Here is a 14,386-nt window from a genome sequence, read left to right on the forward strand (position 1 = left end):
GCGGGGGGCGCCGGGCCGGTCCGGCCGGCCGGGCGCCGTCCGTGGCCGTCCCCGTACGCACCGAAGCGGTGGACGGAAGCCCCTTACGTACCGGCGGTACGCGATCTACGCTGATCGCGCCCGGCCGGGGGTTACCCGGCAGTTAAAAAGTGCCTGCTCAGCGGCGTCAGTGCGGCCGCCGCGGGCCCGGAGGACGTCTTGAGCGACACACAGACCACGATCGACAACCGCCCGGCCTCGGTGGCGATGCTCTTCGCCGAGCGGGTGGCGGCGACGCCGGACGGCGAGGCGTTCCGTTATCCGGTGCTCGCCCCGGCCGTCGCGGCCGGGTCCACCGGTCCGTCGGAAGCCGGGCCGGAATCACCGGCCGAGACCGCGCAGTCGGGCACCGGCACCACGGGCACCGGCACGGGCAGCACCGGCACCGACTCCGAAGCGGAGGCGGAGGCGGACGGTCCGGCCGAGGGCTGGGAGTCGCTCACCTGGGCCCAGACCGCCGAGCGGGTCCACGCCGTCGCCGCCGGACTGATCGACCTGGGGATCGACCCCGAGGACCGGGTCGCCCTCATGGCCACGACCCGGATCGAGTGGATCCTGGCCGATCTGGGGGTGATGTGCGCGGGCGGCGCCACGACCACCATCTACCCCACGACCAACGCCGAGGAGTCGGCGTACATCCTCACCGACTCCGGCAGCCGGATCCTGATAGCCGAGGACGCCGAACAGCTCGCGAAGGCCGTGGAGCGCCGTGCCGAGCTGCCCGAACTGCGCCATGTCGTGGTGATCGACCCGGTCGGCGCCGACACCGGTACCGACGGCTTCGTCGTCACCCTCGCCGAGCTGGAGACCCGTGGCCGGGCCCTCCTCGCCGAGCGCCCGGCGGCCGTCGACGAGCGGATCGCCGCGATCACCGCCGATCAGCTGGCGACCCTGATCTACACCTCCGGGACCACCGGCCGCCCCAAGGGCGTCCGGCTGCCGCACGACAACTGGTCGTACATGGCGAAGGCGATCGCCGGGACCGGGCAGATCAACAAGGACGACGTCCAGTATCTGTGGCTGCCGCTGGCCCATGTCTTCGGCAAGGCGCTGATTTCCGGGCAGATCGAGGTCGGCCACGTCACCGCCGTCGACGGCCGCCACGACAAGATCGTGGAGAATCTGCCGATCATCCGGCCCACCTATATGGCGGCCGTTCCCCGGATCTTCGAGAAGGTCTACAACGGGGTCGCAGCCAAGGCCCGTGCGGGCGGCGCCGCCAAGTACAAGATCTTCCGCTGGGCGGCCGAGGTCGCCCGCGACCACGCCCGGATCACCCAGGACAACTTCCGCCGCACCGGCTCCGCCACCGCGCCCTTCGGGCTGCGCTCCCAGCACCGGCTGGCCGACAAGCTCGTCTACAGCAAGCTCCGCGAGGCGTTCGGCGGACGGCTGCGGGTCGCGGTCTCCGGCTCCGCCGCGCTCTCCCCGGAGATCGGCTACTTCTTCGCGGGCGCGGGCATCCACATCCTGGAGGGGTACGGCCTCACCGAGTCCAGCGCCGTCAACTTCGTCAACCGGTACGGGTCCTACCGCACCGGCACCGTCGGCAAGCCGCTGCCCGGTCTGGAGGTCCGGATCGCGGACGACGGGGAGATCCTCCTCCGCGGCCCCGCGGTGATGGAGGGCTACCACGGCCAGCCGGAGCGGACCGCCGAGGTGCTGGAGGAGGACGGCTGGCTCCGCACCGGTGACCTGGGCGAACTCTCCGCCGACGGCTATCTCACGATCACCGACCGCAAGAAGGACCTGATCAAGACCTCCGGCGGCAAGTACATCGCGCCGACCGAGGTGGAGATCCAGTTCAAGGCGATCTGCCCGTACGTCTCGAACATCGTGGTGATCGGCGCGGACCGCAACTACTGCACGGCCCTGATCGCCCTCGACGAGCCCGCGATCCTCGGCTGGGCCGCGGAGCACGGCCTGGAGGACCGCAGCTATCGGGAGGTGCTCGCCGCGCCCGCCACCCGGGATCTGATCGCCGGCTATGTGGAGCGGCTCAACGAGGGCCTCCAGCGCTGGCAGACCGTGAAGAAGTTCCGGCTGCTGCCCCGGGACCTCGACGTCGAGCACGGCGATCTGACCCCGAGCATGAAGCTGAAGCGCCCCGCCGTCGAGCACGAGTTCCAGCACCTGGTCGACGAGATGTACGCGGGCCAGCGCGAGGCGTGACGAAGGGCGGGCCCCGGGCATCCCGGGGCCCGCGCCCTCCGACCCCTTCGGCGCAGGTCGGAGGGGCTTTCGAGGCCGGCCCGACGGCGGGTGCCGGGAGGTTGTCCACAGGGCGCAGTGAGCCGGGCGGAAGTACCGGACAATGGGGGGTATGCCTTCCGTACTGCCCGACGGGGTGCCGGTGCCCGACGACGGGTCGCTCCCCGCCTCCGCGCTCGACGGGGCCGCCGAGCGGCCCCTCGCCTTCTATCTGCACGTGCCGTACTGCGCCACCCGCTGCGGGTACTGCGACTTCAACACCTACACGGCGACCGAGCTGCGCGGATCGGGCGGGGTGCTGGCGTCCCGCGACAACTACGCGGAGACGGTCGCCGAGGAGATCCGGCTGGCCCGCAAGATCCTCGGCGACGACCCGCGTCCCGTGCGGACCGTGTTCGTCGGCGGCGGGACACCCACCCTGCTCGCCGCCGCCGACCTCGTCGCGATGCTCGACACGGTCCGGACCGAGTTCGGCTTCGCGGACGGCGCCGAGATCACCACGGAGGCGAACCCGGACTCCGTCGACCCCGCCTACCTCGCCGAACTGCGGGCCGGCGGCTTCAACCGGATCTCGTTCGGGATGCAGAGCGCCCGGCAGCACGTGCTGCGCGTCCTGGACCGCAGCCACACCCCCGGCCGGCCCGAGGCCTGTGTCGCCGAGGCCCGCGCCGCCGGGTTCGAGCATGTGAACCTCGACCTCATCTACGGCACCCCCGGCGAATCCGACGACGACTGGCGGGCGTCCCTGGAGGCGGCCGTCGGCGCGGGACCCGACCATGTGTCGGCCTACGCCCTGATCGTGGAGGAGGGCACCCGGCTGGCGAGCCGGATCCGCCGCGGCGAGGTGCCGATGACGGACGACGACGTCCACGCCGACCGCTATCTGATAGCCGACGAACTGCTCGGCGCCGCGGGCTACGACTGGTACGAGGTGTCGAACTGGGCCACCACCGAAGCGGGCCGCTGCCTCCACAACGAGCTGTACTGGCGCGGCGCCGACTGGTGGGGCGCGGGCCCCGGGGCCCACAGCCATGTCGGCGGGGTCCGCTGGTGGAACGTGAAGCACCCGGGCGCTTACGCGGCGGCCATCGCCGAAGGCCGCTCCCCGGGCGCGGGCCGCGAGCTGCTCACCCCGGAGGACCGCCGGGTCGAGCGGATCCTGCTCGAACTCCGCCTCCGCGAGGGCGTCCCCCTGTCCCTGCTGCGCCCGGCGGGCCTGCGCGCCGCGACCCGGTCCCTGACGGACGGCCTGCTGGAGCCGGGCCCGTACGAGGAGGGCCGCGCGGTCCTGACCCTGCGGGGCCGCCTGCTCGCGGACGGGGTGGTCCGGGACCTGGTCGACTGACCCCGCCGCCCCCGGGGGCCGCCGCCAGCCAGGCACCCGCGCCCGGCGCCCGGCCCGGCACCCGCGCCCCGGGTGCCGCGGACTACTCCGGGGGCGCCGTGACGAAGTCGATCAGCTCCTCGACCCGGCCCAGCAGCTCCGGCTCCAGGTCCTTGTAGGAGTGGACCCGGGAGAGGATGTGGCGCCAGGCCGCGCCCGTGTCGGGGGGCCAGCCCAGCGACCGGCAGACGCCCGTCTTCCAGTCCTGGCCGCGCGGGACCCGGGGCCAGGCCGGGATCCCCACCGACGACGGCTTCACCGCGCCCCATACATCGATATACGGATGCCCCACCACCAGCACCTGCGGATCCGTCACCGACGCCGCGATCCGCGACTCCTTCGAGCCGGGCACGAGATGGTCCACCAGGACCCCCAGCCGGGCGTCGGGACCGGGGGCGAACCCGTCGACGATCGCGGGCAGATCGTCGATCCCCGCCAGATACTCCACCACCACCCCCTCGATCCGCAGATCGTCCCCCCACACCCGTTCCACCAGCTCGGCGTCGTGCCGGCCCTCCACATAGATCCGGCCCGCCCGCGCCACCCGCGCCCGGGACCCCGGGACGGCCACCGAACCCGAGGCGGTACGCGCCGGACGCGCCGGAGCTCCCGCCCCCGGGCGCACCAGCGTCACCACCCGCCCGTCCAGCAGAAAGCCGCGCGGCGCCAGCGGGAACACCCGGTGTTTGCCGAACCGGTCCTCCAGCGTCACCGTCCCCGCCTCGCACGCCACCACCGCCCCGCAGAATCCGGTGGCCACCTCCTCCACCACCAGATCGGGGTCCGAGGAGTCCGCGGGCACCTCGGGAACCGGCGCCGACTTCTTCCACGGCGGGGTCAGATCAGGGCTGTAGCTGCGCATTCGCCGACGCTACGACACGCCGAACCGGTCCGCCAGCACAGCGCGCTGCGCCCGGACGAACGCCGCGTCCACCACGGCCCCGTGCCCCGGTACGTACACCGCGTCCGCCCCGCCCAGCGCCAGCAGCCGGTCCAGCGCCCCGGGCCAGCAGGCACCGACCGCGTCCGGGCCCGCCTGCGGTTCGTCCGACTCCTCCACCAGGTCCCCGCAGAACATCACCCCAGGGTCGCCGGGGACCCAGACCACCAGATCGTGCCCGGTGTGCCCCGGGCCCGCGTTCACCAGCACCACCCGCCGCCCGCCGAGGTCCAGCGCCCGTTCGTCCGTCACCGTGTGCCCCGGCACCACCAGGGCCCGCGCCGACCGGGCGGCCTCCTCCCGCGGCACCCCGAACCGCACCGCGTCCTCGTGCAGCACCTCCCGCTCCGCCCGCAGCAGCGCCGCCACCCCCGCCGCCCCGAAGACCTCGGCGCCGGGGAACGCCGCCGTCCCCATCACATGGTCGAAATGGGGATGGCCGAGCGCGATATGCGTCACCCGGCGACCGCCCAGCAGCGCCTCGGCCTGCGCCCGCAGCTCCGCGCCCTCCGCCAGCGTCGAGCCCGTGTCGTACAGCAGGGCGCCGTCGCGGCCCGCGATCAGCCCGCAGGTCGCGTCCCACCCCGGCAGCCTGCGACGGCCCACCCCCGGGGCCAGCCGTTCCCACCCGTGGTCTTCCCAACCGATGTCCATACCGGGACGCTATCGCCACGATCACGGGCGAAGCGGTCGGTGGTGGCGCGGTAGCGTGGTCGGTCACCTTGCTACGGCCGTACCGGGCGGCCGTACACTGGCACGAAGAAAACTTGGCACTCGGGCACGTGGAGTGCCAGGCGAACCACCGGGGAACACTTCCGGGACCACCAGACAGGCGGACGAGCGGCCCCGGCCGCTCCTTCGAGCAGCCGGACGACGCAGTTGGAGGTGGGCGCGATGCTCAGCGAACGCAGACTCGAGGTCTTGCGCGCCATCGTCCAGGACTATGTCGGCACGGAGGAGCCGGTCGGCTCCAAAGCGCTCACCGAGCGCCATCGGCTCGGCGTCTCACCGGCGACCGTCCGCAACGACATGGCGGTGCTGGAGGAGGAGGGCTTCATCGCCCAGCCCCACACCAGCGCCGGACGCATCCCCACCGACAAGGGGTACCGGCTCTTCGTCGACCGTCTCGCGGGCGTCAAGCCGCTCTCCGCGGCGGAGCGGCGGGCCATCCAGAGCTTCCTCGACGGCGCCGTCGACCTCGACGACGTCGTCGGCCGTACGGTGCGGCTGCTGGCGCAGCTGACCCGCCAGGTCGCGATCGTCCAGTACCCGTCGCTGACCCGGTCCACCGTCCGCCATGTCGAGCTGCTGTCGCTGGCCCCGGCCCGGCTGATGCTCGTCCTGATCACGGACACCGGCCGGGTCGAGCAGCGCATGGTCGACTGCCCGGCGCCGTTCGGCGAGACGTCTCTCGCCGATCTGCGGGCCCGGCTCAACAGCCGGGTCGTCGGCCGCCGGTTCACCGATGTGCCCCGGCTCGTGCAGGATCTGCCGGACTCCTTCGACCCGGAGGACCGCGGCACGGTCTCCACCGTGCTCTCCACCCTCCTCGAAACCCTCGTCGAGGAGACCGAGGAGCGGCTGATGATCGGCGGTACCGCCAATCTCACCCGCTTCGGACATGATTTCCCGCTGATCATCCGGCCGGTGCTGGAGGCGTTGGAGGAGCATGTGGTGCTCCTCAAGCTCCTCGGCGAGGCCAAGGAGTCCGGCGGGATGGGCGTGACCGTGCGTATCGGTCACGAGAACGCCCATGAGGGCCTCAACGCGACGTCCGTCGTCACCGTCGGCTACGGTTCCGGCGACGAGGCGGTTGCGAAACTCGGCGTGGTCGGACCGACCCGCATGGACTACCCCGGAACGATGGGAGCGGTACGCGCAGTGGCACGTTACGTCGGACAGATCCTGGCGGAGTCGTAAGTGGCCACGGACTATTACGCCGTACTCGGCGTACGCCGCGACGCGTCCCAGGACGAGATCAAGAAGGCGTTCCGCAGGCTCGCCCGGGAACTCCATCCGGATGTGAACCCGGATCCGAAGACGCAGGAGCGGTTCAAGGAGATCAACGCCGCCTACGAGGTGTTGTCGGACCCGCAGAAGAAGCAGGTCTACGACCTCGGCGGCGATCCGCTGTCCCAGGCGGGCGGCGGCGGGGCCGGTGGCTTCGGCGCCGGTGGCTTCGGCAACTTCTCGGACATCATGGACGCTTTCTTCGGTACGGCGTCCCAGCGCGGCCCGCGTTCGCGCACCCGGCGCGGCCAGGACGCGATGATCCGGCTGGAGATCGACCTGAACGAGGCGGCGTTCGGGACGACCAAGGAGATCCAGGTCGACACCGCCGTCGTCTGCACCACCTGCTCCGGTGAGGGCGCCGCGCCCGGCACCTCGGCGCAGACCTGCGACATGTGCCGCGGACGCGGTGAGGTCTCCCAGGTCACCCGCTCTTTCCTGGGCCAGGTCATGACCTCCCGGCCCTGCCCCCAGTGCCAGGGCTTCGGCACGGTCGTCCCGACCCCCTGCCCCGAGTGCGCGGGCGACGGGCGGGTCCGTTCGCGGCGCACCCTGACGGTGAAGATCCCCGCCGGTGTCGACAACGGCACCCGGATCCAGCTCGCGGGCGAGGGCGAGGTCGGCCCCGGCGGCGGCCCCGCCGGTGATCTGTACGTCGAGATCCACGAGCTGCCGCACGCGGTGTTCCAGCGCCGCGGCGACGATCTGCACTGCACGGTCACCATCCCGATGACCGCGGGCGCCCTCGGCACCAAGGTGCCGCTGGAGACCCTCGACGGGGTGGAGGAGATCGACATCCGGCCCGGAACGCAGTCCGGCCAGTCGATCCCGCTGCACGGGCGCGGGGTGACCCATCTGCGCGGCGGCGGCCGCGGCGACCTGATCGTCCATGTCGAGGTGACGACCCCGACCAAGCTCGACCCCGAGCAGGAGCGGCTGCTGCGCGAGCTGGCCGAGCTGCGCGGCGAGGACCGGCCCCTGGGCCAGTTCCAGCCCGGTCAGCAGGGCCTGTTCTCCCGGCTGAAGGACGCGTTCAACGGCCGCTGAGCCGTCCCCGCGCACTCTTCCCGGCGTACGGAACGCCCCCGGTCCCCCTGTCGTTGTCGGGACCGGGGGCCCGTTTCGTCACGGACGTGCACAGGTGGCACGATGCCTCCATGTCCTCCCCGCCGCCTTCCGTCCTGTCCGAGCTGTCCCGGTACCCCGTGATCGCGGCCCCCATGGCCGGCGGGGCGTCGAACTCCCGGCTCGCCGCCGCCGTCTCCGCGGCGGGCGGCCTCGGGTTCCTCGCCGCCGGTTACAAGACGGCCGACGGGATGTACCAGGAGATCAAGCAGATCAGGGGAGCGACTTCCAGGCCCTTCGGTGTGAACCTCTTCATGCCGCAGCCCCGGACCTCCGACCCGAGCGCCGTCGAGGTCTACCGGCAGCAGCTCGCGGGCGAGGCGACCTGGTACGAGACTCCGCTCGGCGACCCCGAGTCCGGCCGGGACGACGGCTACGAGGCCAAGCTGGCGATCCTGCGGGACGATCCGGTGCCCGTCGTCTCGTTCACCTTCGGCTGCCCCGCCCCGGACGTCCTGGCGTCCTTCGCGCGGGCCGGGACGTACACCGTCGTCACCGTCACCACGCCCGATGAGGCCCAGGCCGCGCAGTGGGCGGGCGCGGACGCGCTCTGCGTCCAGGGCATCGAGGCGGGCGGCCACCAGGGCACCCACCGCGACGACCCGGCGAACGACGGCACCGGTATCGGACTGCTGTCGCTGATCACCCTGGTCAGGGCCGTGGTCGAGCTGCCCCTGATCGCTACCGGAGGGCTGATGCGGGGCGACCAGATCGCGGCGGTGCTGGCGGCCGGGGCGAGCGCGGCCCAGTTCGGTACGGCGTTCCTGGTCTGCCCCGAGTCCGGCGCCAACCCGCTGCACAAGCAGGCGATGACGAACCCGCTGTTCGTACGGACCGAACTGACCCGCGCCTTCACCGGCCGCCCCGCCCGCGGCCTGGCCAACCGCTTCCTGCGCGAGCACGGCCCGTACGCCCCCGCCGCCTACCCCGAGGTGCACCACCTCACCAGCGGTCTGCGCAAGGCCGCCGCCGCGGCCGGCGATCCGCAGGGCATGTCCCTGTGGGCCGGGCAGGGCCACCGGCTCGCCCGTGAGCTGCCCGCCGCCGATCTGGTGGCCACCCTGGTCGCCGAGTGGCACGAGGCGGCCGGCGCGGCCGAGCACGACGCCGCCTCCGGAGCCGTAACGGACGAGGAGGGCACCCGATGACCGCGCCCGTCTTCGTCGTCGACTCCCTCGACGGCACCGCCCCCGGCTCCGTCGTCACCCTCGAAGGGCCCGAAGGACGCCACGCCGTCTCCGTCAAGCGGCTCAGGGCCGGGGAGGACGTCGTCCTCACCGACGGTCTCGGCCGGGGCGCCGCCGGCCGGGTCCTGGGGACCGAGGGCAAGGACCGGCTCGTGGTGGAGGCCGTCGGCCTTCTCGCGGAGCCCGAGTCGTCGCCCCGGATCACAGTCGTCCAGGCCCTGCCCAAGGGCGACCGGGGCGAACTCGCCGTGGAGACCATGACCGAGACCGGCGTCGATGCGATCGTCCCCTGGTCGGCGGCCCGCTGCGTCACCCAGTGGCGGGGCGAGCGGGGCGCCAAGTCCCTGACGAAATGGCGCGCCACGGCCCGCGAGGCGGGCAAGCAGTCGCGCCGACTGCGCTTCCCGGAGGTCGCCGAAGCGGCCACCGGCCGTCAGGTCGCGGAGCTGCTGGCCGCCGCCGACTTCGCCGCGGTCCTCCACGAGGAGGGCGCGACCCCGCTCGCCACGGCCGATCTGCCCGCCGACGGCTCGATCGTGGTCGTCGTCGGCCCCGAGGGCGGGGTGTCCCCGGAGGAGATCGCACTCTTCGAGGCCGCGGGAGCCCGCCCGTACCGGCTGGGCCGCAGTGTGCTGCGCACCTCCACGGCGGGTACGGCGGCGACGGCCCTCCTCCTGACCCGTACGGGCCGCTGGTCCTGATCCCCATGTCGGCCGGTCCCGGCGGTGACCCCCGCGTCGGCCGGTCCCGGCCGCCCGCGCGGCCGATGGCACAGTCGGGGCGCGGCGCGCACCGGTTTCCCCCGTCGTTAGGCCGTTCGGGTGATGTATGGCCGCATGCGGTCTGTCGCCGGGGCCCCGGTGATGCCACCCTTCCGTGCATGCGCGACAGGACGGGCGGTACGGCCGCCGCGACACGGCGGCGGGGAGCGGTGGCCGGGCTGGCCGTGGCCGCGGTCGTGATGGGGGCCGCGGCCTGCGAACCGGGCGGGGAGCGGACGATGTCGGCCGCCTCCGTCGCCAGGACCACCGAGCACACCGCGCAGAGCACCCTGGAGCGGATCGGATTCGACGTACGGCGGTTCACCTGTACGGCGACCCTGCCCGGCGAGGGCGGCCGGAGCGCGGCCCCCGCCGGTACGGCCGCGGCGACCGTCGCCTGTGAGGGCCGGACCCGCGACGACCGCCCGATCGCGGTCAAGGGGAAGGTCACGGACGAGACACCGGGCATCTGCGTACGCGGCGACCTCGACGCCCGGGTCGACGGGAAGCCGGTCTTCGAGGCCCGGTATCTGGGCCGCTGCGACAAGGGCAGGACCTACGCCCCCGTGACCCGGGAGGCCGGCGAGCGGACCGAGCCGACTCCCGCACGCAGCGGGAAGCGGACCGAGGAACGGCCGGACGACGGGACCAGGACCCGGATCAGGACCAGGACCGTCACCGAGACGGCGACGAAGACGGCGACGAAGACCGCCACCGAGACGGCGACGGTGACGGCGACCGTCACCGTGACGGCCACCCGGACCGCCGCCCCGGAGAACTGACCCCCGGCACCGGGGCCCGCACGTCCCGACCACGGTCGATACCATGCAGACGCTGACGACCAGTGGTGTCGAGGAGTCGAGAAGGAGCCGGGCATGGCGGGAGAACCGCAGGCGGACTGCCTGTTCTGCAAGATCGTGGCGGGGGAGGTGCCCGCGACGATCGTGCGGGAGACCGAACACGTCGTCGCCTTCCGCGACATCAACCCCCAGGCGCCCACCCACGTCCTGGTGATCCCCAGGGCGCACTACCCGGACGCCGCGTCCCTCGCCGCCGCCGCGCCCCACCTCGCCGCCGAAGTGCTGGCCGAGGCCGGGCAGGTCGCCGCCGACGAGAAGGCCGACCAGTACGGCTACCGGATCGTCTTCAACACCGGCGCGGGCGCCGGGCAGACCGTCTTCCACGCCCACGCCCATCTGCTCGGCGGACGCGGTCTCGCCTGGCCCCCCGGATAAACCGGACGGGCGGCGGACTCGGGCGGCGGGCTCGGGCGACGGGCGACGGGCTCGGGCGAACAGAAGGCAGTCATCGGGACAGGCAGGTCAGACATCGTGTCCGTACGCGAACTCGTGGTCCTCGGCACGGCGAGCCAGGTCCCCACCCGGCACCGCAACCACAACGGCTATCTGCTCCGGTGGGACGCCGAAGGGCTGCTGTTCGACCCCGGTGAGGGCACCCAGCGGCAGATGCTCCGCGCCGGGGTCGCCGCCCACGACATCAACCGGATCTGCGTCACCCACTTCCACGGCGACCACTCCCTCGGCCTCGCCGGAGTGATCCAGCGGATCAACCTCGACCGGGTCCCGCACGAGATCACCGCGCACTATCCGGCGAGCGGACAGCGGTTCTTCGAACGATTGCGGTACGCCACCGCCTACCGCGAGACGGTCTCCCTCACGGAGGGGCCCGTCGCCGCCGACGGGGCGATCGCCCGGACGCCCGCGTACACCCTCGAAGCCCGGCGGCTCTCCCACCCCGTCGAGTCCTACGGCTACCGGCTCGTCGAACCCGACGGACGCCGGATGCTGCCCGAGCGGCTCGCCGCGCACGGCATCGCGGGCCCCGACGTCGGACGGCTCGGACGGGAGGGCGCCATCGGCGGTGTCACCCTCGACGACGTGAGCGAGCCGCGACCGGGCCAGAAGTTCGCGTTCGTCATGGACACCCGGCTCTGCGACGGCGTCCACGCCCTCGCCGACGGCTGCGATCTGCTCGTCATCGAGTCGACCTTCCTCGACGAGGACGAACGGCTCGCCGTCGACCACGGCCATCTGACCGCGGGACAGGCCGCCCGGGTGGCCCGGGACGCGGGCGTACGCCATCTGGTGCTCACCCACTTCTCCCAGCGGTACCCGGACGCCGACGCGTTCGAACGCCAGGCGCGGGCCGCCGGATACGAGGGCGAACTCACCGTCGCCAAGGACCTCATGAGGATCCCGGTACCCAAACGCACCCGATGACCCCGGCCGCACTGCCCGCACTGCCCGCACCATCCGTACCACCCTCACCAGCTCAGAAAAGATCCGACCGTGCCGCTCCCCAAAGCCGAACTCCACCTCCACATCGAGGGCACCCTCGAACCCGAACTCGCCTTCGCGCTCGCGGAGCGCAACGGCGTCACCCTGCCCTACCGGGACACCGCCGAACTGCGCCGCGCCTACCTCTTCGAGGACCTCCAGTCCTTCCTCGACCTCTACTACGGACTCATGGCGGTCCTGCGCACCGAGGACGACTTCGCCGAACTCGCCGACGCCTATCTCGCCCGCGCCGCCGCACAGGGCGTCCGCCACGCCGAGATCTTCTTCGACCCCCAGGCCCACACCGCACGCGGCGTACCGCTGCCGACCGTCGTCGCGGGACTCACCCGGGCGCTGGACGCGGCACCGGAGCGCCACGGGATCTCCACCCGCCTCATCATGTGTTTCCTGCGGGACCAGTCGGCCGAGTCCGCCATGGAGACCCTCCGGGCCGCCCGGCCCCATCTGGACCGGATCACCGCCGTCGGCCTCGACTCGGCGGAAGTCGGCCACCCGCCGTCGAAGTTCAAAGACGTCTACGAGGCCGCGGCGGCGCTCGGACTGCGCCGCGTGGCCCACGCGGGCGAGGAGGGCCCGCCGTCGTACATCCATGAGGCGCTGGACGTCCTCGGCGTCGAACGGATCGACCACGGGCTGCGCTGCCTGGAGGACACCGACCTGGTGGACCGACTGGTCCGGGAGCGTATCCCGCTGACCCTCTGCCCGCTGTCCAACGTCCGGCTCCGGGCCGTCGACACACTGGAGGCCCACCCGCTGCCCCGGATGCTGGACGCCGGGCTGATGTGCACCGTCAACTCCGACGACCCCGCCTACTTCGGCGGATACGTCGGCGACACCTTCCACGCCGTACGCGAGGCGCTCGGCCTCGACCAGGAGCAGCTGCGCGAACTGGCCAGGAACTCCTTCCTGGCCGCCTTCCTCGACGACGACGAGGAGCGCAGGGCCCTGCTGCTCGCCGAAGTGGACGCGTACGACTTCGCCGCCGAGGACACCGCGACCGGCTGAGCCGCGACCCACCGCAGACACGGCCCGGGACCGGCCGGACGCGCCTCCCGCGCGCCGGCCGGTCCCCGCGACCGCTTATCGCGCGCCGGCCTCCCGGTGATCACCCCACCTCCCGGACGGGGATTTGGCAGACTGGCCGAATCTGCACCACGCACAGAAGCGGCAGGCACGGTGATCACCCGACACGGCGCACAGCACCCCGAACTCCCGCACTCCCCGAAGCACCGGGACGGCGGCTCCCCGACCGCGCGGAACGAGAGTCTGCTCGATCCGCTCGCCACCCTCAGGGCCCCCGGCGACCCGGCCTGCGACGTCTATCTGACGGGGACGGTCTTCCTCGACATCATCCTCACCGGGCTCGACTCGGCGCCCGTACGCGGCACCGAGTCCTGGGCCCGGGGCATGGGATCCAGCCCCGGCGGCGTCGCCAACATGGCCACCGCCCTCGCCCGGCTCGGCCTGCGCACGACCCTGGCCGCCGCCTTCGGCGACGACCACTACGGCGACTACTGCTGGGACGCGCTGGAACAGGGCGAGGGCATCGACCTCTCCCGGTCGCGGACCGTACCCGGCTGGCACTCCCCGGTGACCGTCTCCATGGCGTACGAGGGCGAGCGGACCATGGTCTCCCACGGCCACGAGGCCCCACCGCCCGACGTCCGGCACCACTGCCCGCCCGCCCGCGCCGCGGTGGCGTCCCTGGGCCCCGAGGGGGCGCCCTGGATCGCCGAGGCCGCCGCCGAAGGCACCCGGATCTTCGCGGACGTCGGCTGGGACGAGACGGGCCTGTGGGACCCCTCGCGCCTCGCCGACCTGGCGCACTGCGAGGCGTTCCTGCCCAACGCCGAAGAGGCCATGCGCTACACCCGCACCGACTGTCCCCGCCGCGCCGCCCACGCGCTCACCGCCTACGTACCGACAGCGGTCGTCACCCTCGGTGCCGAGGGCGCCTACGCCGTCGACGGCGCGACCGGCGCATGCGCCGAGGTCCCCGCGATCGCGGTCGAGGCGCTCGACCCCACGGGCGCCGGAGACGTCTTCGTCGCCGGATTCGTCACCGGCACCCTCGCCCAATGGCCCCTGGCCGACCGGCTGGCCTTCGCCGGACTGACCGCCGCGCTCTCCGTCCAGGAGTTCGGCGGATCGCTCTCCGCGCCCGCCTGGTGGGAGATCGCCGCCTGGTGGCGCTACGTCCAGGACGCCCCCCGGCAGGACCCCGCGGCACTGCGCCGCTACGCCTTCCTCGACGATCTGCTGCCCGCCCCCGCCAGCCCCCTGCCGCTGCGCCGGGCGGTCCCCACCATCGGCTTCCGCAACCCGGCCTGACCACCGGATCCCACGGCTCCCGGCCGGTCCCCGCCGCCCGGGAGCCGCCTCCGCCGGAAATGCCTCGGCCGTTGTCGGCG

13 protein-coding genes are annotated in these 14,386 nt (G+C 73.0%); 11 read left to right on the top strand and 2 right to left on the bottom strand.

All coding sequences use genetic code 11. From position 1 onward, the window contains the following. The first annotated feature begins 198 nt into the window (after positions 1-198). Together ACFXG1_RS12780 and hemW are read left to right on the top strand one after the other, a co-directional pair. Entirely contained in the window at positions 199-2,211 is a 2,013-nt protein-coding gene (locus tag ACFXG1_RS12780) for an AMP-dependent synthetase/ligase (RefSeq protein WP_384720291.1), read from the top strand. A gap of 142 nt (positions 2,212-2,353) precedes the next feature. Beyond that, a complete protein-coding gene (hemW, locus tag ACFXG1_RS12785) occupies positions 2,354-3,595 on the top strand; it encodes a radical SAM family heme chaperone HemW (RefSeq protein WP_384720288.1) in 1,242 nt (413 codons plus the stop codon). 82 nt (positions 3,596-3,677) lie between these two features. Here the strand turns inward: hemW and ACFXG1_RS12790 are convergent, their stop codons facing one another. Continuing rightward, positions 3,678-4,496: a DUF3097 domain-containing protein gene (locus ACFXG1_RS12790; RefSeq protein ID WP_384742328.1), complete on the bottom strand. Its 819-nt coding sequence runs from the start codon at positions 4,494-4,496 to the stop codon at positions 3,678-3,680. 9 nt (positions 4,497-4,505) lie between these two features. Beyond that, positions 4,506-5,228, bottom strand: coding sequence for an MBL fold metallo-hydrolase (locus tag ACFXG1_RS12795; protein WP_384718614.1), 723 nt, complete (start codon positions 5,226-5,228; stop codon positions 4,506-4,508). A gap of 240 nt (positions 5,229-5,468) precedes the next feature. Here ACFXG1_RS12795 and hrcA point away from each other — a divergent pair, with 240 nt between their 5' ends. The 9 genes from hrcA to ACFXG1_RS12840 all read left to right on the top strand — a co-directional run bounded on the left by hrcA (position 5,469) and on the right by ACFXG1_RS12840 (position 14,306). Beyond that, on the top strand, positions 5,469-6,494 hold the full coding sequence (hrcA, locus tag ACFXG1_RS12800) for a heat-inducible transcriptional repressor HrcA (protein WP_384718616.1): 1,026 nt from the start codon (positions 5,469-5,471) through the stop codon (positions 6,492-6,494). Then, positions 6,495-7,631 (top strand): molecular chaperone DnaJ, encoded by a 1,137-nt coding sequence (gene dnaJ, locus ACFXG1_RS12805; protein WP_384718618.1) that lies wholly within the window; start codon positions 6,495-6,497, stop codon positions 7,629-7,631. It begins immediately after the preceding gene. A gap of 110 nt (positions 7,632-7,741) precedes the next feature. Beyond that, positions 7,742-8,857, top strand: coding sequence for a nitronate monooxygenase (locus tag ACFXG1_RS12810; RefSeq protein ID WP_384718620.1), 1,116 nt, complete (start codon positions 7,742-7,744; stop codon positions 8,855-8,857). Next, entirely contained in the window at positions 8,854-9,597 is a 744-nt protein-coding gene (locus tag ACFXG1_RS12815) for a 16S rRNA (uracil(1498)-N(3))-methyltransferase (RefSeq protein ID WP_384742331.1), read from the top strand. Before ACFXG1_RS12810 ends, ACFXG1_RS12815 begins: the two co-directional genes overlap by 4 nt. Before the next feature lie 179 nt (positions 9,598-9,776). Next, positions 9,777-10,439, top strand: coding sequence for a hypothetical protein (locus ACFXG1_RS12820; RefSeq protein ID WP_384720035.1), 663 nt, complete (start codon positions 9,777-9,779; stop codon positions 10,437-10,439). A gap of 93 nt (positions 10,440-10,532) precedes the next feature. Continuing rightward, on the top strand, positions 10,533-10,892 hold the full coding sequence (locus ACFXG1_RS12825; protein ID WP_384720037.1) for a histidine triad nucleotide-binding protein: 360 nt from the start codon (positions 10,533-10,535) through the stop codon (positions 10,890-10,892). Positions 10,893-10,988: 96 nt separating this feature from the next. Beyond that, positions 10,989-11,897, top strand: coding sequence for a ribonuclease Z (locus tag ACFXG1_RS12830; protein WP_384720039.1), 909 nt, complete (start codon positions 10,989-10,991; stop codon positions 11,895-11,897). A 69-nt stretch (positions 11,898-11,966) separates the two neighbouring features. Next, positions 11,967-12,980 (top strand): adenosine deaminase, encoded by a 1,014-nt coding sequence (locus tag ACFXG1_RS12835; RefSeq protein ID WP_384720041.1) that lies wholly within the window; start codon positions 11,967-11,969, stop codon positions 12,978-12,980. A 261-nt stretch (positions 12,981-13,241) separates the two neighbouring features. Next, positions 13,242-14,306, top strand: coding sequence for a carbohydrate kinase family protein (locus tag ACFXG1_RS12840; protein WP_384718810.1), 1,065 nt, complete (start codon positions 13,242-13,244; stop codon positions 14,304-14,306). Positions 14,307-14,386 lie beyond the last annotated feature (80 nt).

This window comes from Streptomyces sp. NPDC059248 (genome assembly GCF_042753905.1).
Lineage (GTDB): Bacteria > Actinomycetota > Actinomycetes > Streptomycetales > Streptomycetaceae > Streptomyces.

Excerpts from the sequence above, each read along its gene's own strand:
- ACFXG1_RS12820 (WP_384720035.1), top strand. The coding sequence starts at position 9,777 with ATGCGCGACAGGACGGGCGGTACGGCCGCCGCGACACGGCGGCGGGGA.
- ACFXG1_RS12815 (WP_384742331.1), top strand. The coding sequence starts at position 8,854 with ATGACCGCGCCCGTCTTCGTCGTCGACTCCCTCGACGGCACCGCCCCC.
- ACFXG1_RS12795 (WP_384718614.1), bottom strand. The coding sequence starts at position 5,228 with ATGGACATCGGTTGGGAAGACCACGGGTGGGAACGGCTGGCCCCGGGG.
- ACFXG1_RS12810 (WP_384718620.1), top strand. The coding sequence starts at position 7,742 with ATGTCCTCCCCGCCGCCTTCCGTCCTGTCCGAGCTGTCCCGGTACCCC.
- hrcA (WP_384718616.1), top strand. The coding sequence starts at position 5,469 with ATGCTCAGCGAACGCAGACTCGAGGTCTTGCGCGCCATCGTCCAGGAC.
- hemW (WP_384720288.1), top strand. The coding sequence starts at position 2,354 with ATGGGGGGTATGCCTTCCGTACTGCCCGACGGGGTGCCGGTGCCCGAC.
- ACFXG1_RS12790 (WP_384742328.1), bottom strand. The coding sequence starts at position 4,496 with ATGCGCAGCTACAGCCCTGATCTGACCCCGCCGTGGAAGAAGTCGGCG.
- ACFXG1_RS12825 (WP_384720037.1), top strand. The coding sequence starts at position 10,533 with ATGGCGGGAGAACCGCAGGCGGACTGCCTGTTCTGCAAGATCGTGGCG.